Source organism: Bifidobacterium sp. wkB338 (assembly GCF_003688325.1).
GTDB lineage: Bacteria > Actinomycetota > Actinomycetes > Actinomycetales > Bifidobacteriaceae > Bombiscardovia > Bombiscardovia polysaccharolytica.
The window spans coordinates 49,894-74,098 of sequence record NZ_NPOR01000038.1; the positions used below are offsets into that span (position 1 = coordinate 49,894).

The following is a 24,205-nucleotide window of genomic DNA, read 5'->3' on the forward strand; positions in this document are numbered from 1 at the left end:
GTATCAAGATTTTCATAGCTGCAGGAGTAGGCCCGCCGACCAACACAGGGCGGAGACCAGGGTGCCTTTACCCGCCATGCCAAAAGCCTTGGGCACCTGGCCACGAGCAAAGGCTCGACAGATCAGCAGAAAGACAACGGCCACTGGCAGGAGGATCAGCACAAGAGGGAAACCGGGCAGGCCACGTCGCATGACAGCAGGAACGAACTGAATCAGGCCCAGAACCAGGCTCAGGATGTAGACCAGGTAAATGGAGATCGCCGCTGCGCGCGCCCCCACAAGAACTGCATATGTGTGCTTGCCGGCAAGGCGGTCGTCGTCCAGGTCACGGTAATTGTTGAGCATGAGCAGGCCCACGGCATTGAGCCCGCATACGCAGGCACCCAGGATGCCGGCGGCATCGACCCTATTAATGAGGAAGTACTCGGTACCCAGGGTGGCCACCAGACCGAAGAAGATGAAGACGCTGACCTCGCCCAGCCCGTGGTAGCCATATGGGTGCGGACCGCCCACGTAACACCAGCCGGCGATCAGGCAGCAGACCCCGACCAGGATCATCCACCAGTGACCGGTCAGTGCCATGACGGCCAGACCCATCAAGCAGGTGAAGGCCGCCGAGATCATGGTGGCGTAAAGCACCTTCTTGGGCGGCACACCGGCAGCCACAAGACGTCTGGGTCTGCCGGAGGTGGCCTCCTCGCCGCCACGGCCGGAATCAGTGCCGCGAACACCATCGGCATAGTCATTGGCGAAGTTGGCTGCGATCTGCATAGACAGGGCAAGCAGGACCAGCAAGACCACGATCAAGGCCAGTCGTCCCGGTGTGGCCGCTTTCAGGGCAGGGTCGACAGGCGTGGGCGAGCAGGAACTGGTGCACTGTTCCAAGAGCCGTGACCGCTCCAAGAGTGCAGCCGAAGCGCCCACGCAGACAGGTGCCACCGAGGCAGGCAGCGTCCGGGGACGCATGCCATCCATCCACAGCCTGATATTCATGACCGTCCCTCCCCTCTTATCATCTCAGACCAGCGGCTTGACCAGGGGGAAGGTGATGGTCTCACGGATGGACGCACCGGTAAGGGCGATCAGCAGGCGATCGATACCCATGCCCATGCCACCAGCGGGAGGCATGCCTACACCCAGGGCCTCCAGGAAGTCCTCGTCAATGTCCATGGCCTCGACATCGCCACGGCTGGCCATCTTGGCCTGCTCGACGAACCGTTGCCGCTGGACCACCGGATCGTTGAGTTCGGAGTAGCCCGTGGCCAGCTCGAACCCGCGAACATAGAGGTCCCACTTCTCGACAACGCCCGGCTTGGTACGGTGGGCCTTGACCAAGGGCGAGGTCTCGACCGGAAAATCACGTACGAAGGTCGGCTCATACAGCTTGTCCTGCCAGAAGTGCTCCCAGAGGTGTTCGACCAGCTTGCCGTGGTTTTCGGCAGGCTCCTCCTCCAGACCCAGTTTGTCAGCGATGGTCCGCAGATGGTCCACGCTGGTCTGCGGGGTGATCTCCTCGCCCAGGGACTCGGAAAGGGAATCATACATGCTGATCTGGCGCCAATCACCGCCAAAGTCATACTGGCTGCCATCCTGCAGAGTCACCTTCAACGATCCAGCCGTGGCCATGGCCGCCTTCTGGATCAGTTCCTTGGTCAGTTCCCCGATGGTGTCATAGGTGCCGTAGGCCTGATAGGCCTCCAGCATGGTGAACTCCGGGGCATGGGTGGCATCCACGCCCTCATTGCGGAAGTCGCGATTGATCTCGAAGACCCGCTCAATGCCGCCCACCAGGCAGCGCTTGAGGAAGAGCTCAGGGGCGATGCGCAGGTAGAGGTCGATGTCGAAGGCGTTCATATGCGTGGTGAATGGCCGGGCCGCAGCGCCGCCATGCACGGTCTGAAGCATGGGGGTCTCGACCTCCATGAAGTCGTGGTCCTCGAAGGTGCGCCTCAGCGAGGAGACGGCCTTGGAACGGCGGCGGACCATGGCCCGCACGTCCTCATCGGCGATCATGGCCAGGTAGGGCTTGCGGGTGCGCTGCTCCTCAGTCAGTTCCTTATGCAGGGCTGGCAGTGGCTGCAGGGCCTTGGCCGCGATGTTCCACTCAGTGGCGAAGACGGAGAGCTCTCCGGTCTTGGAAGCGACCACACGACCACGCAGGTAGAGGTGGTCGCCCAAGTCGACCAGCTGCTTGAATCGCTTCAGAGAATCAGCACCTATCTCACGCTTGGAGATCATGCCCTGGATGCGGGTGCCGTCGCCCGCCGCCAGCTGGACGAAGCAAAGACCGCCGCCGTTGCGCAGGAAAAGGACTCGGCCGGCGATGCCAACTACATCCTCGGTCTCCTGCCCCGGCTCAAGGCGGTCCTGATACTTGCGGCGCACATCCTCGATGCGGTCGGTCACATCCAGATGGACCGGGTAGGGTTCGATGCCCTCCTTGAGCATGAGCGCCCTCTTGGCCACACGCATGCGCACCTGTTCTGGATGGCCTTCAGCGCCGTCCGTCAGGTTGCCGGGATCGATGGCGTCATCCAACTGGGCGCCCTGATCAATCTTCTCTGTGATGGCCATATCCTGCTCGAGCAGTGCCTGAGCGCGCTCGACCGTCGTCAGACGAGGGGTTTCTTCCGATGAGTCATTCATAAATCGCTATTTTACGCATGAGCCGGTACTTGGCCCTTGCACCGCCGAGTGGCAAGCAGTCGGGGCTCCGCGCCGCGCAGACGATGGCGTTTGGCCGACGGTACGTGTACTATATAGAACGTTGTCACGGGGTATAGCGCAGCTTGGTAGCGCGCTTCGTTCGGGACGAAGAGGCCGGGGGTTCAAATCCCCCTACCCCGACAAGTCATCCTGGCCCGAGAGGGCCAGGATTTCAACGTTTAGCGCACATCACGCAACCGGCGAAACCGATTTTGGGCGCACTTCGCAGTAGCAACTCGTTCATCGACCCCCCCCCCGAATCCAGGTCATCGTCGAACAGATCCACATACGCATCCAAGGTCATCGCGGTCGACGTGTGCCCCAGCTGCCGCTGGATGGCCTTCACGTTCGCCCCGCTCTTGACCATCAGGCTGGCCGCCGTGTGTCGTAGGTCATGGATGGTCATCCGTTTCAACCCGGCCGCATCGCACGCACAGGCAAACCACTTGCCGCCATCCTTCGGCGACACCGACTTCACGTATCCATGGAAGCTCTCTCTGAACCTCAATCTCGTGGTGTCTCCCTTTCCATCGCCTCATTGGAATCAGGCAGAGTGGCTATATCGAAATCTTCCGGATGAGCCGCAACCTGATCCAGCTTCGCAGCTCTACTCTTTTGTTCTTCGGTTTGCCGGCTTAGCTGCAATGCTTGCTCTAGCCTTGAGGCTGGATTGAGATTGAAGACTTGGCACAGCGCTATAAACTCACGCAAAGAAGGCGACCCATGCCTGCAATTGAAAAGGTCGCTGACTCTTGGCGCACTTACGCCAATGGCACGAGCGAGCGCGCGGTCGGATATTTTAAAACGGTGACTCATCTCGCTTTTCGGAAATAAGTCCCATAACCGTAATATCAGCCAACATCCAAACGCTCGCGTACTTTGCCATGGCAATCAGATCAGACATGTAACAGCTTTTTATAAATCGCAACGCGAGTTTGACATAGTAAAAGAATGCTCTTACAGACTTGCTGCTCGGGCCATAGACGTGCTTCGCAAAACGGCACTGACATACAAGCAATCCAAAACCGAACTGACATCAGCGCTGCACATAGCCAGGCCCACATTGAACGCCCGGTTTGAAGCCGGCGACATGATGCTCAGCAAGCTCATACAGCAGTCAAAAGAAGTCGGTGTCGATCCATGCGAAGCACTCAATGACTGCGACGGGGAGTCTCCGGCATCATCGTTGCTCGCAGGGAAGGAGAAGCGATGAAAAGGCCGGTCTTGCCCAAATCTTTTTTGACGTGCTCGCGGATCTTGACGACGTGATAAGGGCAGATCGTCATTGCTGGGCGGCCAGAGCCTCTGAAACAGGAGCAAACCGTGCCCTTTCTGCGTCATGCTGGCCGGCAAGGGCTTCGCCTACCGGTCCGAGCAGACCGCCACCCTCGGCGGCTCCTTCCACAACGGGCGCTACACGCTGTCCAAGCCGTGGCCTGACGAGGTCATCCAGCCGTACCAGCAAGTCTGGGGGCATATCCTGGGCAACCACGGGCCAGGGACCTTCGTGCCCGGCAAGACCGCGTTCCCCTTCTCGGGGAGCGAGAAGCGCGTCAGGCATGAGGTCCTGGAGACCGTGGCGGCACCCGACCTTGTCAGGAGCATGAAGGACGGGAACCGGGAGGACAGGTATAGGATGGTCGGTGAGGAGATCATCCGCGTGTGGCTGCAGAAGAAACGGAACACCCGCGGACGATACATGATCAACACTGCGTTCCCGACGGTGGGCGAGGAAAAGGAGATGGCATGACGACTGATCAGGAAGCAGCACAGGCCTTCCGCCGGCTGAGACCCTACCTAGCGCCGGTCATGGACGAGTGGGAGCTCATCGCGCTTGACGGCGGTTTCGAGGCCGGGGAGCCGTATTTCGCCTTGTCCTACGCCGTGGCGTCCATCCCCTCGTACCAGGTGGACGTCCCCCGCGACGTGCTCGTGCAAGCGTTCTCCTGCCTCAACGAGGACGACCGTCAGGAGTACGCGGACATCCTGAAGGGCGCGACGGCCTAGCCCGGGCACACTTGTAATTGCTTTCCAGGCCATCCCTTACCGGGGTGGCCTTTTCCATGCCCTGACGGGCCATCGAGTTTTCCGCGGACCCCGCACGCCGCGTCGCTAATCGTGCGTCCGATTACCAAGGAGCAACCATGCCCATGCATTTCATCCACCGTTTCGACAGGCTCCACATGCGTCTGGCCGACTCCCCGCAGGGGGAAGCCGGTTCCGGCGGAAGCCAGCCCGGTCCGGGAAGCCGGCATCGACCCGGATAACACGCGGATCCTCGCACAATTTGAGACTCAAGGCACAGCGACAGCCACCTCCAGCATCTACGCGGTACGATACGGCTCCTCGGAAGGCGACCAGGCGGTCACCGGCTTGACCAACGAGGGCATCAACGTGCAGGATCTGGGCCGGCTGCAGGACAAACCCGCCTACCGCATCCGCATCGAGTTCTTCGTCGGGCTGGCCGTTTTCGGCGGCAAGGCCGCCGCACGCCTGAAGGGGGTCATCAATGGCTAGCAGGAAGACCGCCGTGCAGCGGCCAAGAAGCAGGCTGAAGCGGAACCGACCCTGGCCGTCACCCCGAACGAGCCCGTGCAGGAGGTCACCGCTCAGGAGCCCGACAAAGAGAAGGAGCCGCCCGCGGCCCCCGACTGTTCCGCGGCGGTTGCGCCCGCCGGCCGTTACGAGACTCTTGAAGACGGATGTATGTAAGAATACTAACCTCGCTATTCTCTTTCTCTTCTTAAAAAGCAAAAGCGATTCTCGTTTTTCTCGCGTTTTATAAGTTCAAGGTTCACAGCCCCGACGATTCTGGAATTGCCTACTGCATTAATATTGCAGGTTCCTCTTGCAGGTTCCTCGGCACATAACAGCCAATCACCAACCTTCAGGTGTAGCATATAAACAAATATTCTGTTCAAAGGAGCATAATGCGGATCTTAGCCTTTGACCTCAAAGGACTTCGTTTATACGACAAGGGCGCACTACGCATGATCATGTTCGCCGAGGATAGGATTACCGATGGCAGCTTCACCCATCGCCTTCAGGGCACCACCTCACCGCTTGGCATCGTCACAGCCATTGGCATCTCCGGCATCAATGCCTCCGGCAAAACCACTGATCTACGCCTGCTTTCTCTAATCATCAACATTGCCAGGGGCGCCTCATTGGGTACTCAACGCTCCACCATCGATTCGCTGATGGACATTCTTGAGCCTACGATTACAGCACGCATTATCTTCGAAGAAGACGGCGATGCTTGGCTACTCAATGCCACACTTCGACGCGCAGATCAGAACGAGGCCACCGCCGACTCTCCCTTGGTTTTTGAAAAGGAACGGCTGTGCCAGTATGCGGGCAGAAGCCTGAGCAAGATTCGTTTGAGAAGAACCATTGATGGCGATGAAGAATCCTGGGTGACTGTAGCGACTCGGGGAATGAACAAGTCCGGCGACGAAAAGGAGCTGGCTGAGGACGTCAAGAGATTCTTACCCCCCGATCGCTCTCTGATGAGCGGGATTTTGCGGGCCAAGGAGACCATGGTCACCATCTGTCTGCAAAATCCGTTGCAAATGTCCATCCCCGTCACTCCTCCATCCCAAGTGGTGCGTCTATTCGATCCGACCATCGAACACTTAGAGGTAAGCGATCACCAATTCCATATCAAGTTCCGCAACGAAAAGCTTGAACGTAATTGTGATCCCTCACAAGCTATGGCCATGATATCGGCGGGAACATTTCGCGGAACATCCCTGGCGCAGCATGCTATCGAAACACTTGCACAAGGAGGTTACCTACTATTCGACGAAATCGAAAACAGCATAAACAAGCAGTTGGTATTCGCCATCATCGATTTGTTCTCCTCTCCCGCCACTAACCCGCATGGGGCAGTACTCGTTTTTTCTACGCACTACCCTGAATTGCTGGATCATTTCACCAGAAAGGACAACATCTGGTTCGCTGTCAGACATGAGAACGCGGGATTCCAACTGGTCAGATACAACAAACTTGTCACGCGCGGTGAACTGAAGAAGAGCGTTCAGTTCATGTCAGGTGCCTTGCAAGGAACGGCACCCTCAGCCGCTTCCATTAGCGCCCTGCGGAGCTACGTCAAGGATACGGTTCATGGATAGTCAAGCGATATATAACCAACCTACCTTGGTTATCTGCGAGGGATCTGCCGAAAGCGTCATCTTTGAACTCCTGCTGGCAGAAGGAAAACTGATCATTCCTAAAGATTCGCTTATTGAGGATCCGCAGACTGGTCGGCTTTATACCCGCTGCCGGAAGGATAGGGATATCGAGGAACGGTTCCTTTCCGTTACTTATGGTTCTTCCTGCGTGAATATCGTCCGTATTATTGACTCGCCAAATGAGCGCTTTCACTTGTCGCCTCTGTACCAGTCTAAAGCCCGTGTATTTACTCTGACTACCCGTCCGGAGATCGAGATCCTGGCCATCATCAAAGAGGGGGCTTATAGGGACTGGACGCATGTTAATAACATGAAACCCAGCGAATTCTGCAAGGAGAAACTGGGGTTGCACAAGATCAAGCAGTATGCTTTCCTACGCCAATATTGGAATGATGCGGATGAGCTCTGCCGTGTCATTGAGCAGTACCGAAGAAACCATCACTTCCAAAACCATGAGCGATGTTTGGCCGAGATACTCGTTGATTATTCAGGCAACTGCACCGAGCAAGTGTGACCTAGGCGACATAGCCGACTAAAGTCCGTCAAAGACCATCAGCCTAGACTGATAGATAGAAGCGACCAGGCGCTAGAGCTCCACGAGGAACCGGCACCTACAGATACCCTGACAGCAAGGGAGCCACATGAGCCAGGACCAGATACCGATCACAGGCAGCAGGCAGAAAGAACCCCAACAGTCCTACATGCAACCGGACGGCACCTTCGATACCCAAGCCTTCCTGGACGGTCTGGATGCCATCTTCAGCGCCGGCAAGGCTCGCGACGAAGCTGAACCCTACCTGCAACAGGCGCTGGTGGATGCGGAGAATGCAGGCGACGATGCCGGACTGCTGACCGTGCTTAACGAAACCATCGGCTTCTACCGGTCACAAGGTCGCCATCAAGAGAACATGTGGATGATCCAGCGGGCCATCGAGCTTGCCTCCCGAATGCGCATCGAGGGGTCCGATGCCTGGACGACCACCCTGATCAATGCGGCCACAGGTCTACGGGCAGCCAAGAAGTACGACCAGGCTGAAGACCTCTATCGACAGGCGCTTGCCTCCGCAGCCAAGACCCTTGGGCCCAAGGACCGGCGGCTGGCGGCCCTGCACAATAACCTGTCCATGCTCTACAGCGAAACCGACCGACCCGACCAGGCCGAGCAGGAGCTGCGCCAGGCCATGGACATACTGGAAAATTCCAGCACCGATCCTTCCCGGGATCTGGACCTGGCCTCCACCCACACCAATCTGGCCCTCCTGCTCATGCAGCGCAACGACAATCCGCAGGCTCTGCAAGAAGCTTGGGACCAGGCTCGTACAGCCTTGGACATCTATCGAACCGGCCACCTGGAGAACAGCGCACACTACGCCTCGGCCCTTGCAGGCTTCGCCCAGGTCTGCTATATGACCGGCCGCTTCAGGCAGTCGGCAGACACCTACCGCAAGGCCCTGGCCATCATTGAGGACCGGTACGGCAAAGGCAGCGACTACTACCAGATCACCAAGGCCAATCTGGACCAGGCCCAAGCCGCTGCTGAGAAAAACGCGGACGAGGACCAACCCGATCAGACTGACGAAATAGCACCCAACCAGCCGAAGATCAGCTCAATCCAAACCTCAACCAGGAATCAGAACGATGACAACGATCAACATGACTCCCGCCCGGATATTCAAGGGCTGGACCTGGCCAGGGCTTACTGGGAACAGGTGGGCCGTCCCATGCTGGAGGAGCGTTATCCCCAGTATCGCAACCGGATCGCCGTGGGCCTGATGGGCCATGGCTCGGACTGCTACGGCTTTGACGATGTCATCTCCCGGGATCACGATTTCGGCCCCGGCTTCTGCCTGTGGCTGACCAGCGAGGATTACCAGGCCATCGGCGACCAGCTGCAGAAGGACTATGAGGCCTTGCCTACTGAGTTCATGGGATTCGGTTCGCGGACCGACAGCGTCAGGGCAAAGGGAGCCAACCGCCGCGTGGGCGTCTTCGAGATCGGCGCCTTCTTCGAATCTCTGACCGGCTACCGGCAGGCGCCCCCGGAAGATCACCCCCACGAGTGGCTGCTCCTTGACGAGGCCACGCTGGCGGCGGCCACTAATGGCAAGATTTTCGCGGATCCTCTGGGACAGATGCTGGCTACCCGGCAGGGGTTCAAGGCCATGCCCGATGATGTGCGCTTCTGCCTGATCTCCCGCCGGCTGGGCATGATCGCCCAGGCGGGCCAGTACAACCTGCCGCGGAGTCTGCAGCGGGGCGATGGAGCTGCAGCTATGCTGTCAATCAACGAATTCGTCAAAGCCTGCGCCTCCCTGATCTTTCTGATCAACAATCCGCTGACAGTCGGTTACCTGCCCTACTACAAGTGGACCTTCGCGGCCCTTCGCCAACTGAGCGGACGAATGGCCACCAGGCTGTCCGACCTGACCGAGCAGCTGGAGGACATCCTGCGCCTGGCTTCGGCTGCCTGCTACGGGGGGCAAGGCTTTGGCGAAGGCGGCAAGGGAGCTCGGCCGGCCGCCGAACGCATTACCAAGCTTGTAGAGTCCATCTGCGCAAGAATCGTAGAAGAGTTGCAAGCGGAGGGCTTGACCAACAGCCCGGAAACCTTCCTGGAATGGCAGCGCCCCTATGTCGAGGCCCACATTGCCAGCGACGATCCGGTTCTGCACAGCATCTGAAAGGAGCCAAGGATGGCAAACGACAAGCAATGTCAGGATGACGAGTCCTTGCGTGAGGGGATCGTCCGCCACGAATGGGAACAGTTCCAGCAGGTCAACAACGAGGGTGGTCCGGCCAACTGTCAGGGCAACTGGCCCATGTTCCATCAGATGCGCCTGAGCCAGTTTCTGACCTGGCCTCATCCCCTGCTGGCCAGTTATGCAGACGATCTGGATCAGGCTGACGCACAGGGACGCAACCTGCTGACCGAAAAGTATGGGCGGATGATGGAATCCACCGCCCCGGACCAGTACCACAGCAGCATTGCCCCCTACCTGCCCAGGCTGGGCCTGGATCGCCAGGAGCAGCAGGAGCACATCATCGACCGGCAGGTGGCCTGGGCCAAGGACTTCCGCGAGCGTTACCCCCGTCTAGGTCAGGAGATGCGAGTCCTGCGCACCAGTGAAGACACTCCGGAGGCCACCTCCTTCGAAACCTATCTGCGTGGCGAACTGGGCACCTATTCGGCCAGGACGCTGGATCTCTACCAATCCATGGTGGACCAGATCGAGGCCCGGGGTGGCAACCTGACCGAGGAAACCATCCTGGCCACGGTGCAGATGAACGGCTTTGAAACCCTCGACGAAGCCGAACAGGCCCAGAACTGACCACCTGAAACACAATCATGATGTCCTTCTCTCCAACCAGTCGCGAGGTCGGGTAGAGTTGACGGGTGCAAAAGCTGAAACGGGCGGGCTTTACCGCCGCCTCCTTTGTGGTCATCCTGCTGGTCATGCTCCTTTTGGGCCAAGCCATGACGCCGGACTGGCGGGTAGAACCCTACCGCGACCATCTGCAGGTCTCGACCCGCTCCACTACCGTCGCTTCGAGTTTGGGCCCCACGACCCCTGAGGGCACCCACCCAGTCAGGGAGCAGAAAATCAGCATCACTTTGGCTGGCGGAGTTCGCATCCAGGCCATTGTCAGAGAGCCGAGCGACCGCAAGGGCACCGGACCAGCCTGCCTGTTCATCCATGGTGCCGGAACAGGCAAATCCTCCGAAGTATTTGGCGACCTGGCTTCAGCCATGGCCTCAGCCGGCATCACCACACTGGTGCCAGACAAGCGTTTGGACACCTACACCACCTTCCACCGCGACTACCGGGCCATGGCCGCCGACTATGGGCGTTCCCTTGACCGTCTGCGCTCCTGGCCGGGCGTGGATCCAACCAAGGTGGGCCTGTACGCCGAATCCGAGGGCACTTGGATATCGTCCATCATGACCACCAAGGATCCCAGCATCGCCTTCTCCATCCTGACTTCGCCTCCCGTCTACCCGGGACGACGGCAGATGGCCATGGCGGCCACCAGCTATTTGGACTTGATTGGCGCGCCTAAGGGGATTTGCAACGTTATACCGCGTCTCATGGGCATGGACCTGTCCCTGCTGGGTCTGGAGTACGCCGACTTTCCCTCCCTGCCCTATCTGGATCAGCTGCGGATGCCGGTCATGATCAACTTCGGCACCATGGATGTCTCCATGCCGGTAGAGCAGGGTGCGCGCGATATCATCCGCAGAACACATGCGAGTGGCAACGACAACGTGACCCTGCGCTACTACCCCACCAACCATCAGATCCGCACCGGCAGCCGGCTGGCCAAGGCCGGGTTGCCCCTTGAACCCAGATATACCCATAATCTGGAAGACTGGATCAACGCCGTAGCATTGGGCACCAAAGCCAATCAGTGGTCCACTCCCATGATTGCCGGCAGCCAGCCCCACCAGCTCAATCAAGTGCCTGATCACACGGATACAGGGTTGATACCTTCACTGACCGCCCTGTTGACCCTGATGGCCAGTGGCCCCATTCTGCTGGCTGCTGCCCTGGTATCAGCCCTGATTGGAGCCTTGAGCTCACATCTGCGGGCTCGAGGCAAAGACCACCGACAGTCAGGTTTCAGCAAAGGCCTGACCGGACGGCTCTGGTCGCTAGGCCTGCTAGCCGCAGGACTTATGGCTGCCCTGCTGGCCTATGCCTTTACCGTGGTCCGCCAGGCGCTTGGCCTTGTGCATCTGTCCTCGATGATGGCATCATGCTGGTCCCTGTTGTCCATCCTGTGTCTGGTACTCATCCTGCTCTTGGCGAGCACCCTGACCTCTGTCTTCAGCCGATCTGTCGGCAAGCCAGCTGTTGCCGGGGCTGGCCACTGGCTGACCCTGACCTTGACCCTGCTGGGGTCTCTGGCCATCCTTGGCAGCCTGATCTTCTGGAATATCCTGGTCTTTTGAGACAGATCGGGTGCGCCTTGCTGATGCCAGCCAGGCTAATACAGACGCGCCAATCAGCACCACGCCCAGACCGGCAAAAATCAATGGAATAATCCGCTGCCAGGGTATGACTATGGTCAGATCCGTACCGTAACGCAGAAAGACCAATCCTAAAGCCAACATGGTCAGAGCCAAAAGTCCGACCAGGGCGCCAAAAATGATGGTCGGCAGGCTGGGGCCGCTAGGACGGACCGGCTCCGGCGGCTGCATCCGAACCTGATATATCGGAGGTGCCTGCGATTCAACCGGCATGACCTTGGTGGTGCGCTCCTGACGATCCAGCGGCTGGGGCTGGCCCCCTTCTGGTTGCTGCATATCAGTCATCTTCCTGATCCTCCCCAAACTGCCATGGATTGTAGCTATAATCCCAATATTCATTGATCGAGCCGCTGTAAAGCTGCCCCCGCTTCGGCTGGGTAGCACTCCCCTGGGCTTGCACGGTGACCCGTGCACCGTCCATGAGATTGGCTTCGACAATCAATTCGGGATCGTCGGGCATATGCCACTGATCCTCCTTGGATGCTCGCAGGGCTTCCTCCCAATTGCGCCGTTCAGCTGATGACGACGTATTGCCCCACCACATCCGGTTTCCCTGTTCCGTCTCGGTTATCCAGTCAGCCGCGCCTGATCCCAAGACCCTGTAGAGGTCGGTGTGTTCCCTATAGGACAAACTGCATCCCTTGGGAATGAGCAGGCGAACGTCAGCATAGGCCACAGCCAGGCGCACGGTGCCCGTCGGGCAGCCTGAGACTGTACTCACCGCATCATCCATAATCTGAACACGATGGGTGCCGTGTTCACGCTCATAACCAGTCAGGTCAATGACGGCACTTCCCTGATCCTGCGGGTCTCCGACCAGCGCGGTGCCGCGGCGGTAACGCCTCATATCCGCACTGCTCGCCCCCAACGAGCGCCCATAGTTGTTGCCGTTAACTTGAACTGTGGCGTAGTCGGCCAAGATCCTGCGGTTCTGGGTTTGCTCAATGCCGGGTATGGCCGAACCGGTAGCCAGAATCAGGACAACCAGGCAGGCCATCAAGGCAATGGGAGTCAATCCTCCTGACCTGCGGCCCATCAAGCCCAGGATCAGTATGACCACGCCAAGTGTCAGCGTGACGCCTCCAGCCCAGATCAGAGCGTAGGCCAAGGTCGCATTCAACCCGCGATAGGGGTTCGTGGCCATCCACCAAACCCCTGCTCCGGAGACCAGGATCAGTCCCGACAGAAGACTGACCAGCATAGGTCCGGCGGGACGACGCCTCAGCCGGGGCGGAACCGACGGACCCTGACGGGCTATTCCCGGCCCTGTCGAGAATGACCCGGCTGTGCCATAGCCCGGCCAGGCACTGAATCCATACGACTGATTCTTGTTCCCAGCAGGTTCTGCAGGGCCTTCTGCCCCTGTCCAACCTCCGGGAGCTGCACCAGCGCCGGGATTGCCCCCATCTTGCGTATTATTCGAATCGCTGCCGGCGTTTGCCGAATCCTCTGTCTCAGAGATGGGTCCAGGAGAGGCTACCTCCCCTTGTTGCTCCGAAGTTCCATACGAATCGGAATGCTCTGGCTGATCCTTGTATCCTTCCGAACTCGCATCACTTGCTGTCTGTGCATTGCTTCGCGTCCCTGTGTAATCCTGGTATCCCTCATATCCTGAAAAGCTCGGATACTCAGGCTGATTCGAATACCACTGCGAACCTGCACCACTCGGCCGTTCCGAATACTGCGGTCCCATCACCCAAGGATCGCCCGAAACCGGCCTGCCGGCATCCGGCCCAGCCCAGTACCCTCTCTGGTACTCCAGGGCCTTATTGCGACTCCACCGGATAAGGAGATACAAAATCAATGCACCCAAAGCCAAGGAAACAATTCCGACTCCAGGAATCAGGATGGCCAACAGCCAGTAAATGATGATACCCACCATGGAAGCATGCCAAATCCCGTGAATCAGCTCCTGGGCGATAATGACCCCACGCCGATCCGGCAAGACGAACCAGGCAAAACCATAGAAGGCGGCACCAGTGCCGAAGAGAAAGACCGCCAAAATCATCAGCGCTCTGACCAGGGTTACGCTCCAGCCCAGCCGACGGGCCAAGGCTACACAGACGCCGCCGATCCATCCCTGGTCGCGGATCAGATAGGACTCCCTGCAGGCGCGGAAGAACTTGTCAGACTTCCACCGCCAGCCGTTATCAGGGCCATTGCCGTTCATGTCGCTACTCATGTCTTCATTACAACACCCAGCGAGCGCAAATCTTATGGGGGAACACCCTGATTCGACCCTGATTTCTTCCGTTTATCGCCTTATCGGCACCATCCGAAAACGATAATGGAAGCATGAACGCACCCATGCAGGAACAGCGAATGCTGAAGGAACCACCTCCTCTGCACCCTGCGCGCATGCCCCTGATGAGGCCGCACAAGGGCAGGATCCTGTGCGGAGTCTGCAAGGGCATCAGTTTGCACCTGGGTATTCCCGTCTTCTGGATACGCCTGGTCATGGTGCTCCTGGCCCCCAAAATGATCACCTGCGTGGTCTACTGCTTCCTTTGGTTGATACTGCCCCAGGGCGATCCCACCCAGGCGGTCCAACCGAATGACCCGCGATCGGCTCCGCTGGCACCCAGCATTCTTACTGGACAATCGGGTCAGAAGGAGGACCACAACATCACCCCCGGGCGGATAACCAGACTGCTGGCAGGCCTAGGCATCATCCTCCTGCTGACCACGGTTTTTCTGCTCAACAGCGGTATGCGCCCCGCCTTTGTCGTCCCCTGCCTGCTTTTTTGCGCCGGGCTGGTTCTGGCCTGGCTGAGGCCGGAAAACCAAGGAACCGGCTACCACCTGCCGGCCCTGATCGGCAGCCTGGCCCTGATCCTGTCTGCTGCGATAATCTTCCTGCTCTCCACACAGGAATTGCATTGGGCCCTGACCCTGATAGTCCTGGCCGGACTGCTGCTTGTGGGCGTAACAGCAGTGGTTGTGCCCTGGGTAGGCTCAATCATTAGCCAGCTGGGCGATGAACGCGCCATGAAGGAACGCGAGGAGGAACGGGCCGATATGGCAGCCCATCTGCACGATGGCGTCCTGCAGACCCTGGCTCTGATTCAGCTGCATGCCGATGACCCGCATACCGTCTTCACCCTGGCCCGATCCCAGGAGCGCGATCTGCGCAACTGGCTCTATCAGGAACGCACTCCCTCAGACCGGTCCGTCAGCACTGGGCTGAGCCAGATAGCCGCACAGGTGGAGGATGATTCAGGCAAGCCAATCGAGGTGGTCACCGTGGGCGATGCCATGCCCTGCGCGCAGACCGACGCCCTGCTCAACGCGGCCCAGCAGGCCCTGGTCAATGCGGTCACCCACGGTGGCGAACCCATATCCGTATATTGCGAGGCCCGCAGGAATCAGGTTGAAGTCTACGTGCGCGACCACGGTTCTGGCTTTGATATGGATGCGATTCCAGCTGACCGCCTGGGAATCCGAGAGTCCATCATCGGTCGGATTCGTCGGCGTGGCGGCAGGGTCGAAATCGTCTCCCGCCCGGGTTGGGGCACCGAGGTCAGGATGCACATGCCGCTGTCCGAGGCCAGCCAGCATCAGGAGGGCGATGTTGATCAGGCTGAAAAAGGGACTGAGGCACAGCAATGATAGGATACGTGGTGAACCATTCATTCACAGACGCATGCCGGTCCGATCCTTTCCACGCTTGAGGACCCGCGTCGGGAAAGGCGGGCTGAACCACGCCCATGACCACGACTGCAGCAGAGCCCCATCAAGCCGAGGATGGGCCCGCAAGCATCCGCGTAGCCGTCGTCGACGACCATGAGATGTTCCGTACCGGCGTCATCACCACCCTGCAGCCGCATTTCCAGGTCGTGGGTCAGGCGGCAGACGTGGAGTCCTCGATTCTCATGGTCGAGCAGACCCGTCCCGATGTGGTTCTTCTGGATGTTCACGTGCCTGGCGGCCAGGGCGGCGGAGGCGCCGAAATTCTGAGCCGTTCCCACCCACTCTCCCCCCGGTCGGTCTTTCTGGCTCTTTCCGTATCCGACTCGCCTAGGGACGTGGGTTCAGTTATCCGCGCCGGAGCCCGTGGCTACGTGACCAAGACCATCTCCGCCAAGGACCTGGTCTCCTCAATCCGCCAAGTTCACGAGGGGTATGCAGTCTTCTCCCCCAAGCTGGCGGGATTCGTGCTCTCCGCCTTCCAGGAGGACGAGGCCGCAGATGCCGGTCGGGTGGAAGACAACGAACTGGATCGACTCTCCGCGCGCGAGCAGGAGGTCATGCGCCTGATCGCCCGGGGCTACACCTACCGCGAGGTAGCCTCCGAGCTTTTCATCTCCATCAAGACGGTTGAGACCCACGTATCCAACGTCCTGCGCAAGCTTCAGCTTTCCAACCGAACCGAACTGACCCGCTGGGCCGCAGACCGCCGCATCGTCTGAACGTCCGCTCAGCAGTCAATGCCTCGCTGATGAAGGAGCTGACGCAGACTGCTGATGTCACGGGCAACAATCCCCTCCATACCCAGTCTGTCTGCCATAGCCACATGCTCAGGATCCGCATCGACGAAGATTGTATGCCCGGGGCTGATGGCGAAACGACGCAGAGCCAGACGATAGAAGAGCGGATCGGAAAGATCCAGATGCTCCTCGGATGAGATCAGAACACCTTTCAGAGCAGAGAGGGGCGAGAGGGCGTCTGACACCGCTTCGGTCAGCTTACTGGTCGTCGCCGCCAGGCCCCAAAGGGTCAGGCCGGCTCGCCGCAGATCCCCCAGCAGATCCGATGCTCCAGGAAGCAGGCCCTTTACTGCCAAGGTGTAGTTTTCCAGACAGACGCGAACCACCCAAGCGACCGCAGGTCCGTGAGTGGTTTCATAATCAGCCAATGCCTGCTGTGGGTCCACGCCCAGATTGATCTGCCTCCTGACACAAGCGAAGCCCCAAGGGTCCTCCGGGTCCAGCACCATATCGACCACCCCGTCAGGATAATGCCCGACCAAGGCTCGGCGCGGGTCCCAGTCCACCAGGGTCCCAGGTAGAGCGAAGAGGATGCTGCCGCCTGGGGCCGCTGGGTCGGGGCGGTCATCGTCGAATATATCCTCACCTGGCAGGTCACCCGATACGCCTTGGCTTAATCCCTGCTGGAACTCCTGATTCTGCCTTGCCATGCCCCCAGACTAGGCATCTGAGCCTACATGTGGTCAATCACTGGGTGAAGGCCATCGAATGGATATATTGAAGCCAGCAATGGTCGAATCTTACGTTTTGCGACCTGCCCAGGGCGGAAGTCCCGCCCGGCACGAAAGGAGCCGTTATGCGTCGGCTGCTGCTCACATCCTCATTCTCCGCTACTGCTGACAGGCTGCCCGCTTTCCTCGAAGGCTCGCCCGAGAATCGCACAGTGGCCTTCATCCCCACGGCCAACCTTCCACAGCGTTCAGATAGCTATGTCCAGGAAGCTCGCCAGGCTTTCACCGACATGGGCTGCCGGATCGACGACTTGGAAGTCTCGACCGCCGATCCGGAGACCATGCGTCGCAGTCTGGAGAAGGACGACCTGATCTATCTATCCGGCGGCAACACCTTCTTCCTGCTGCAGGAGCTGCGTCGCTCAGGTGCTGCTGATCTGATCAGGCAGCAGGTGGATCAGGGCAAACCTTATATCGGCGAATCGGCCGGCGCTGTGGTGACTGGTCCCGATATCGGCTTCCTGGATGCCATGGATCCGCGCTCGGCCGCCCCGGATCTGGACTCCACCGCCGGGATGGGTCTGGTGGACTTCCGCCTCCTGCCCCATCTTGATTCCGAGCCCTTCGCCGAGGTGACCAGAAAAATTCTGGACCGCTACGGCAACGATGAGCCCATGGTGGCCATCAGCAACACCCAAGCCGTGGCGGTTCGCGGGCAGTGCCTGACCATTCTTTAGAGAATGCCAGTCAGCGACAGAGGCCTTCCATGACCTGGCGGGCCTGATCCAGACGATCACCCGGACAGAGCAGGATGACACCATCCCCAGCGAGCAGCCGAAGATCACCAGCGGGAATTAGCCTATGCTCGCCCCGGCGAAGACCGATTACGGCGCATCCGTGTGGCCAGGGGACCTGTCCCAGCAGACGACCAGCCGCTGGACTGCCATGTTCTATGGGAAACTCCACAGTAACTCTGTCAGGAACCTGGGCATCGGGAGCATGTCCGCGTCGATAACGCTCCAGCAGAGCCTCGTAAATGGGTTCAACACGCAGCAAATCGGACACCATCAGGGCCGTGAAGGCGCATAGAGCCACGGGAAGCATATGAACCAGGGATCCAGACATCTCCACCGTCAGCAGGATGGATGTTATGGGAGCCTTGACCGAGGCCGTCAGGGTGCCTGCCATGGCGCAGACCGCGCATACCGGAATGATCCGGACGGGCATTCCGAGGGCGGCTGCACCCATACCGCACAGGGAACCAGTCAGCGTGCCGACTGCCAGGATGGGCATGAAGATGCCGCCGGGGGCGCCGCTGCCGAAGGAACTGGCCGTGAAGAGCATCTTGGCCAGAAGCAGAATCAACAGGTTGATGGCCACTGACCAGGCCAGCTCGCGAATACCCTCCGCCTTGCCGATCAGGTCCTCGCCGCCACCCAGGACGGCAGGCAGCAGCAATCCGACCGGCAGAGCCAGGAAGAGGGAGATCACCGGTCCCAGCTTCGAGGGCAGGTGGCTGTAAAGACTCTGAGCACCCAGTAGCAGGCGGTTCATGGCAGCTCCCACCAGACCTGCCACCAGCCCAAGGGGGATCATCAGCAGATACTGGCCGATGGTCAGCTGTGGCATAGCAGTGAAATCCAGGACCGGACGCAGGCCGAAGCGGTTCTTGGCGATGAAATCAGCACTCAGGCAGGCCATGGCCGCCGAAAGAAGAATCATGGGAGAAAAAGACCTGTGGATCTCCTCCAGAGCGAAGACCATCCCCGAAAGCGGCGCATTGAATGCTGCAGACAGACCGGCCGCCGCACCGGAGGTCACCAGGCAGGTCTCCTCCACACGGTCTCGGCGCAACCCACGGGAAACCAGTTGGGAACCGGCCGCGCCGATCTGCACCGAGGGTCCCTCGCGCCCCAGAGACAGGCCAAACATGCCGCAGGCCAGGCCGCCCAGGAATCGTACGCCAAGCACGGGCAGAGCAGGCATGCGCATGCCGTGGATGACCACTCCCTCCACCTGTGGAATGCCGGAGCCGGAGGCCATGGGAACCCGGCCAACCATCCAGGCCAGGGCCAGCCCGACCACCAGGGCGGCCAGCAACCAAGGAAGGATCATCAGAGGCTGATCACGCATCTGCCCGTAGGCCCATCGAGCGAACCGGGTGCCATAGCCGATACCCTGCCGGTAGAGCACCACCAGTACTCCCACCAACAGTCCGCAACAGGCGGCCCTGAACGCTACCAGCCACCGGCTGGCTCGACCCGGCCTAGTCGCCTGGCCCGTGTCGGAACAATGGTCCTGATTCATCTGATCCGCCGACGGCCCTTTCCTCCAAGACAGATTCAGCCTCACCGGCCTGCTCCTTCCCTCCTTCGCGCACAACGGTTTCCAGCTTCTCTCAGGGCAGAGACCAGGAGCAATGGCTGAGCCGACAGCCTCAGCTTTCTGGCAGTATGAACACCTGGGATGCCAGCTTCTGAGCAAGATCGGGCAGACAGGAGCCGGGCAAGCAGACGGACACGTCGTCAGAGCCTAACGGCAGTGCTGTCTGTTCGTCAGTTGCCGTCAGATTACCGTCCAGGACAACGGTGTCCACCTGGCCACGATGACCCACCAGATCCAGCAGCGAGACCCTACCTGGCACCGTACCCAGGCACTCGCTCAGGGTGGCAGCTGAGGCCATGTGCAGCCTCCGGCAACCGACCACTGCTCGCACCTGGCGCAAATCCGGTCGCCTTATGCCCCTGGCCACCAGGAGTATCAGCAGACCTCCAGCATCCTCCAGCAGCAGGAACTTGGAGAGGTTTTCTACAGAGAGCCCCAGCAGGTCAGCAATGCCCAGCTCCATGCCTTGCTCGATGGTATCCAAAGGCGGGTGTTGAGCGACTCGCCAATTTGTTCTCAAACCATCCAGAAGCTCTCGCACCGGCTGGGGAACCATCCTGTCCCCCGAGCCTAATGACCCCTTCTCCATACCGGCCGAGGCGTCAAGCCCTGCTCTGGCTGCAGGATCAGTGCTGCCATTACCTGGTCCCATGGACACCTCGTCAGTCGTTGTCCACCTCAGAGTCGGGCTTCAGCTCCTTCTCCTTCTGGCCTATCCGCTTCCTGTCTATGCGATAGTAGGCGTTGAAAAGGCCGCCGGAGGTCAGCAGAACGATCAGAAGGACCAGCAGCCAAATGTTCTCTTTGGCTTCGTATGTTTCAAGTAACTCATAAGAGGAAGAAACCATCTTCAGCCAGCCTGCGACCGACACGAAGTACCAGGCGGTCGCCTGGTCGAGGAAGCTCAGCGCCCGTCGACGTTCCGATCTGGTCCTGGTAGCCTGACGGAGAATTTCGTGTCCGCGTTTGCGCTCCAGCTGGATCTTGACGATGGGCACCAGCCACCACCAGGGCGAGACCTCATCCCAATTCTTGCTGAGCTGATCAAAGTCGTCCAGAAGCTCCTGATATTCCTGCAGCTCCATCAGCCCCTGGAAGAGCGGGAATGTGAAAAGCAGCCAATCCCCGATCAGAGAGACAATGGCGATGAATTGATCCACGACCCGACCTTTCCCTTGCAGAGTCGGCGCCCAAGGGTCGGCTCTCGTGATTAAGCATGGCCACCATCCATCATTGTAGACACCAAGTTCCAGCCCAAACCGCTGTCTCAACCGCTGACCTCAGTACTGGGAACATTGGATTCAGCGAATACAAGAATGCCCCGGAGATAGCTCCGGGGCATCAACCAGGCGGACAGGGCGGGATTCGAACCCGCGGTGGCTTGCGCCACAACGGTTTTCAAGACCGTCTCTTTCGGCCGCTCAGACACCTGTCCAAAAGACGTGCCAATCAGGCACGTCACTCATCATACGACATCAAGGTTGGTCTAACCAGCAACGGAATGTCGGTCGCTTCCAATAGAGGCGGCTCAGGCCTCCCAGGTCTGGGGCTCGATGACTTCTTTTCCACCCACGTAAGAGCGCATGGCCTCGGGGATGACAATGGAGCCATCGGCATTCTGGTGGTTCTCCAGGATGGCGACCAGCCAACGGGTAGTGGCCAAGGTCCCGTTCAGGGTGCTGACAGGGCGCGTGGAGCCGTCCTCCAGCCGCTCGCGCTCGTTGAGGCGGCGGGCCTGATACTCGGTGCAGTTGGAGGTTGACGTAAGTTCCCGATAGCGACCCTGGGTGGGCACCCAGGCCTCGCAATCGAACTTGCGCGCAGCCGAGGATCCCAGGTCTCCTGCAGCGGTGTCGATGATCCGGTAGGGCACGTCCACCTTGGCCAGCATTTCCTGCTCCATGGCCAACAACTGCTTGTGCTGGTCGCGGGAGTCCTCCTGCTTGCAGTAGACGAACATCTCCACCTTGTCAAACTGGTGGACGCGGATGATGCCCATGGTGTCTTTGCCGGCAGAACCAGCCTCTCGCCGGTAGCAGCTGGACCAACCGCAGTAACGCAGCGGACCCTTGCTCAAATCCAGAATCTCGTCCTCGTGCATACCGGCCAGGGAGACCTCGGAGGTGCCCACCAGATACTGGTCGTCAGGCTCACGCAGACGATAGATCTCGTCGGCATGGGAGTTCAGGAAGCCGGTGCCGGCCATGACCTCGGGCCGGACCAAAGTGGGGGTGATCGTAGGAATGAATCCATGCTCCATGGCCTGGTCCACAGCCATGGTCAGCATGGCAATCTCCAACCGGGCCACATCACCGCGCAGGAAGTAGAATCTGGATCCGGAGACCTTGACGCCCCTGCGCATGTCGATACCAGCCACGCCAACGCCCAGGTCCAAGTGGTTCTTGGGCTCGAAACCCTCCTTGGCGAAGTCGCGCGGAGTGCCGACCTTCTTGACCACCACGTAATCATCCTCGCCGCCCTCGGGCGCCTCAGGCTCCACTACGTTGCTGAACTTCCACATCAGATCGGTGTACCTGGCGTTGGCCTCGTCAGAGGCTGCCTTGCAGGCGTTCACCTTGTCCGACAGACTCTTGGTCTGGGCCAGAAGGTCGGCTTTCTCATCAGGAGAGGCCGAACCCATGCGCTTGCCGAGCGACTTCTGCTCGGCCCTGCGGCTTTCGTAATCCTGGAGCGCCGCCCTGCGCTCGCTGTCCGCCTTCAGCACTTCGTCGACGAGTTCGACCGATTCGCCGCGTTTACGCTGTGATTCACGGACAACATCCGGATGTTCCTGAATGAACCTGATATCTAACATATCTGAATTCTATGACTTTCGGGGGACACGAAAACCGGCCCCGCACAACTCTTCCCAAGCCTTATGGCCTCTGTCGCAACCGGCCCGACCGCCGCCGACCAGCCAGGGGGAGCAGCCGAGGCAGGAAGGCGGACGGAAACCATCCGTCTTTTATATACAGCTGCCCCGCATCACTTGCCGAATACAGTCCTGCGGAACCGTTTGCCGGTGGGAGTGCCCGCAAGCCCGCCAATGCCAGTCTCCCTCAGTGAGGATGGCATGCTCTCGCCGATGGACTTCATGGCTGCGATGACCTCATCGGGCGGGATTCTGCTGACACCACCCGATAAGGCAATATCAGCAGCAATCAAAGCGTTGGCAGTGCCGATGGCGTTGCGGTTTACGCAAGGCACCTCCACCAGGCCGGCCACGGGATCGCAGACAAGGCCCAGCAGATTGCTCATGGCGATGGCGAAGGCCTGGGCGCAGGCATCGGGATCGCCTCCAGCACCCTCAACCGCTGCAGCGGCAGCCATGCCGGATGCGCTGCCCACTTCGGCCTGACAACCGCCTGTAGCTCCGGAAATCATCGCCTTGTTGGCGGTAACCAGACCGAAAGCCCCTGCCGTGAACAGGCAGCGAATCAACCCGTCGTCATCCAGCCCCATTCGATTCCTGAGCACTGTGAGCACGCCGGGCAGAGTGCCCGAAGAGCCGGCGGTAGGAGTCGCACAAATGATGCCCATGGCCGCGTTGACCTCATTGGTAGCCATGGCGGCCTCAACGGCCTGCAGCATGGCATCGCCGCTCAGGCTGGTTCGCGTCTTCCGATAATGCTCCAGCAGAGCCGCCTGGCCACCACTCAGCCCAGTCTTGGAAAACACGCCATCGCCCTGGGACCCCCTGGCAACAGCAGCCTGCATGACCTGCAGATTCCTGGCCATTCTTGCCCAGATCTGCTCACGGGTCTGGTGCGAACGTCGCACCTCCTCGTCGATGGCCACTTCAGATATCGACGATCCACGCTCTTCGGCCATACTCACGAGTTCAGCAATCGAAGTGAACATGCGCCATGCCTCCTAGTCGATATACATCATCCGGGACGAGTGACCCGCGATCTGCTTCTGCCGCTGCGCGGACAGCGGATTGTCCAAATCGAACTCGTACACCGCCATGCCGGCCGGACCCTCGGGCTCATACCTGGTCTGCTTGGTCACACCCTCTTCTCGAAGCAGATCGCGTATGCGCTCCAATCGCCGATCTGCGCCCTTTTCGGATTCATCCACTTCCACCAGCAGGATGGGCAGAAGCCCTGGAGGAGTGATCTGGCAGCCGTCCAAGTTGATACGCCGTACTTCAATGGTTCCGCCCCCGATGGAACAAGCTGCGTAGATCACCCGACCGGCTGGCCCCCGCAAATCCAGGACAGCGGTATTCGGATGGTCGATGGGACTGGGTTCGTCCTCCTCGTGGAAGGTCAGATCCATGCCCTGCCCGCGGGCGATGCCAATCGCATCAGGCACCCGGGGGTCATCCGGCGCAAAACCCAGCAGGCCGCTGATGATGGCGTAGTCGGTACCGTGGCCGCTGTGCGTGCGAGCGAAAGAATCATAATAATGAACATCAGCACGACTCGGAACACCCCCGGCAAGGATGTGGCCAACCCGACCAATGGCCACGGCCCCGGCTGTGTGCGAGCTGGAGGGTCCAATCATGATGGGACCTATGATGTCGAACACGCTCTTGTATTTATCCATGCCTGCCTCCTCTTCCCATACCCCCGGGCTTTCCCGGACTTCCAGCGCACGAAGCCGTTGCAACTCCAGACCGAAGGGACCACATGGACCGAGTGCCATCTTAACTTTACGGTTTTCACTACTCAATCAACTCATACTGTGAGCGTGATTGCTGTAGAGGGTTCGTTCACGTCGGACACACCC

The 24,205-nt window shown here is 59.6% G+C and carries 23 protein-coding genes, 2 tRNA genes and 1 pseudogene; 13 read left to right on the plus strand and 13 right to left on the minus strand.

Translation table 11 applies throughout. The features are described from left to right. Positions 1-12: 12 nt before the first annotated feature. Positions 13-993 carry a 1,4-dihydroxy-2-naphthoate octaprenyltransferase gene (menA, locus tag CI603_RS06915; RefSeq protein ID WP_121913564.1) on the minus strand — a complete coding sequence of 327 codons (981 nt, stop codon included), beginning with the start codon at positions 991-993 and terminating at the stop codon, positions 13-15. 24 nt (positions 994-1,017) lie between these two features. Further along, the gene (gene lysS, locus CI603_RS06920) at positions 1,018-2,646 is read right to left on the minus strand and encodes a lysine--tRNA ligase (RefSeq protein ID WP_121913565.1); all 1,629 of its coding nucleotides are present in this window, start codon (positions 2,644-2,646) and stop codon (positions 1,018-1,020) included. 127 nt (positions 2,647-2,773) lie between these two features. Here lysS and CI603_RS06925 point away from each other — a divergent pair. Continuing rightward, positions 2,774-2,847, plus strand: a tRNA-Pro gene (locus CI603_RS06925). A 31-nt stretch (positions 2,848-2,878) separates the two neighbouring features. Here the strand turns inward: CI603_RS06925 and CI603_RS06930 are convergent. Together CI603_RS06930 and CI603_RS09280 are read right to left on the minus strand one after the other, a co-directional pair. Next, positions 2,879-3,166, minus strand: a pseudogene (locus CI603_RS06930) (tyrosine-type recombinase/integrase); the annotation flags it as partial. Positions 3,167-3,210: 44 nt separating this feature from the next. Continuing rightward, positions 3,211-3,522, minus strand: coding sequence for a helix-turn-helix transcriptional regulator (locus CI603_RS09280; RefSeq protein ID WP_121913567.1), 312 nt, complete (start codon positions 3,520-3,522; stop codon positions 3,211-3,213). Between the two features lie 523 nt (positions 3,523-4,045). Here CI603_RS09280 and CI603_RS06945 point away from each other — a divergent pair. The 9 genes from CI603_RS06945 (at position 4,046) to CI603_RS06980 (ending at position 11,850) form a co-directional block, all read left to right on the plus strand. Next, on the plus strand, positions 4,046-4,456 hold the full coding sequence (locus CI603_RS06945; RefSeq protein WP_121913568.1) for a hypothetical protein: 411 nt from the start codon (positions 4,046-4,048) through the stop codon (positions 4,454-4,456). Then, positions 4,453-4,713 (plus strand): hypothetical protein, encoded by a 261-nt coding sequence (locus tag CI603_RS06950; RefSeq protein WP_110425697.1) that lies wholly within the window; start codon positions 4,453-4,455, stop codon positions 4,711-4,713. Before CI603_RS06945 ends, CI603_RS06950 begins: the two co-directional genes overlap by 4 nt. A gap of 137 nt (positions 4,714-4,850) precedes the next feature. After that, on the plus strand, positions 4,851-4,973 hold the full coding sequence (locus CI603_RS09190) for a hypothetical protein (protein WP_259465508.1): 123 nt from the start codon (positions 4,851-4,853) through the stop codon (positions 4,971-4,973). A 106-nt stretch (positions 4,974-5,079) separates the two neighbouring features. After that, a complete protein-coding gene (locus tag CI603_RS09120; protein WP_220702267.1) occupies positions 5,080-5,223 on the plus strand; it encodes a hypothetical protein in 144 nt (47 codons plus the stop codon). A gap of 413 nt (positions 5,224-5,636) precedes the next feature. Continuing rightward, complete coding sequence (locus CI603_RS06960) at positions 5,637-6,839, plus strand: AAA family ATPase (protein ID WP_121913569.1); 1,203 nt, start codon at positions 5,637-5,639, stop codon at positions 6,837-6,839. Then, the gene (locus tag CI603_RS06965; RefSeq protein WP_121913570.1) at positions 6,832-7,413 is read left to right on the plus strand and encodes a hypothetical protein; all 582 of its coding nucleotides are present in this window, start codon (positions 6,832-6,834) and stop codon (positions 7,411-7,413) included. The genes CI603_RS06960 and CI603_RS06965 overlap by 8 nt, the downstream gene beginning before the upstream one ends. A gap of 187 nt (positions 7,414-7,600) precedes the next feature. Beyond that, complete coding sequence (locus CI603_RS06970; protein ID WP_259465515.1) at positions 7,601-9,580, plus strand: DUF4037 domain-containing protein; 1,980 nt, start codon at positions 7,601-7,603, stop codon at positions 9,578-9,580. A gap of 12 nt (positions 9,581-9,592) precedes the next feature. Further along, on the plus strand, positions 9,593-10,228 hold the full coding sequence (locus CI603_RS06975) for a DUF4125 family protein (RefSeq protein ID WP_121913572.1): 636 nt from the start codon (positions 9,593-9,595) through the stop codon (positions 10,226-10,228). A gap of 65 nt (positions 10,229-10,293) precedes the next feature. Continuing rightward, entirely contained in the window at positions 10,294-11,850 is a 1,557-nt protein-coding gene (locus tag CI603_RS06980) for a S9 family peptidase (RefSeq protein ID WP_121913573.1), read from the plus strand. Positions 11,851-12,205: 355 nt separating this feature from the next. On the opposite strand, the gene CI603_RS06985 is transcribed toward CI603_RS06980, so the two are convergent. Beyond that, entirely contained in the window at positions 12,206-14,110 is a 1,905-nt protein-coding gene (locus tag CI603_RS06985; RefSeq protein ID WP_121913574.1) for a PspC domain-containing protein, read from the minus strand. Positions 14,111-14,250: 140 nt separating this feature from the next. On the opposite strand from CI603_RS06985, the gene CI603_RS06990 reads away from it, so the two are divergent. Together CI603_RS06990 and CI603_RS06995 are read left to right on the plus strand one after the other, a co-directional pair. Then, the gene (locus CI603_RS06990; protein WP_121913575.1) at positions 14,251-15,537 is read left to right on the plus strand and encodes an ATP-binding protein; all 1,287 of its coding nucleotides are present in this window, start codon (positions 14,251-14,253) and stop codon (positions 15,535-15,537) included. 98 nt (positions 15,538-15,635) lie between these two features. Beyond that, complete coding sequence (locus CI603_RS06995) at positions 15,636-16,337, plus strand: response regulator transcription factor (protein ID WP_121913576.1); 702 nt, start codon at positions 15,636-15,638, stop codon at positions 16,335-16,337. 8 nt (positions 16,338-16,345) lie between these two features. Here CI603_RS06995 and CI603_RS07000 read toward each other — a convergent pair whose 3' ends face one another. Beyond that, entirely contained in the window at positions 16,346-17,065 is a 720-nt protein-coding gene (locus tag CI603_RS07000; protein WP_121913577.1) for a hypothetical protein, read from the minus strand. Positions 17,066-17,211: 146 nt separating this feature from the next. Here CI603_RS07000 and CI603_RS07005 point away from each other — a divergent pair, with 146 nt between their 5' ends. Continuing rightward, positions 17,212-17,823: a Type 1 glutamine amidotransferase-like domain-containing protein gene (locus CI603_RS07005; protein WP_121913578.1), complete on the plus strand. Its 612-nt coding sequence runs from the start codon at positions 17,212-17,214 to the stop codon at positions 17,821-17,823. Between the two features lie 10 nt (positions 17,824-17,833). On the opposite strand, the gene CI603_RS07010 is transcribed toward CI603_RS07005, so the two are convergent. The 7 genes from CI603_RS07010 to CI603_RS07040 form a co-directional block, all read right to left on the minus strand. Next, positions 17,834-19,393 (minus strand): ClC family H(+)/Cl(-) exchange transporter, encoded by a 1,560-nt coding sequence (locus CI603_RS07010; RefSeq protein WP_395947975.1) that lies wholly within the window; start codon positions 19,391-19,393, stop codon positions 17,834-17,836. A 130-nt stretch (positions 19,394-19,523) separates the two neighbouring features. Then, a complete protein-coding gene (locus tag CI603_RS07015) occupies positions 19,524-20,123 on the minus strand; it encodes a YbaK/EbsC family protein (protein ID WP_121913580.1) in 600 nt (199 codons plus the stop codon). A 10-nt stretch (positions 20,124-20,133) separates the two neighbouring features. Next, positions 20,134-20,631, minus strand: coding sequence for a hypothetical protein (locus CI603_RS07020; RefSeq protein ID WP_121913581.1), 498 nt, complete (start codon positions 20,629-20,631; stop codon positions 20,134-20,136). Between the two features lie 190 nt (positions 20,632-20,821). Further along, a tRNA-Ser gene (locus CI603_RS07025) sits at positions 20,822-20,906 on the minus strand. A 93-nt stretch (positions 20,907-20,999) separates the two neighbouring features. Beyond that, on the minus strand, positions 21,000-22,286 hold the full coding sequence (serS, locus tag CI603_RS07030) for a serine--tRNA ligase (protein ID WP_121913582.1): 1,287 nt from the start codon (positions 22,284-22,286) through the stop codon (positions 21,000-21,002). Between the two features lie 170 nt (positions 22,287-22,456). Next, the gene (sdaAA, locus tag CI603_RS07035; protein WP_121913583.1) at positions 22,457-23,332 is read right to left on the minus strand and encodes an L-serine ammonia-lyase, iron-sulfur-dependent, subunit alpha; all 876 of its coding nucleotides are present in this window, start codon (positions 23,330-23,332) and stop codon (positions 22,457-22,459) included. A 12-nt stretch (positions 23,333-23,344) separates the two neighbouring features. Beyond that, a complete protein-coding gene (locus CI603_RS07040) occupies positions 23,345-24,022 on the minus strand; it encodes a serine dehydratase beta chain (RefSeq protein ID WP_121913584.1) in 678 nt (225 codons plus the stop codon). Positions 24,023-24,205: the final 183 nt, after the last annotated feature.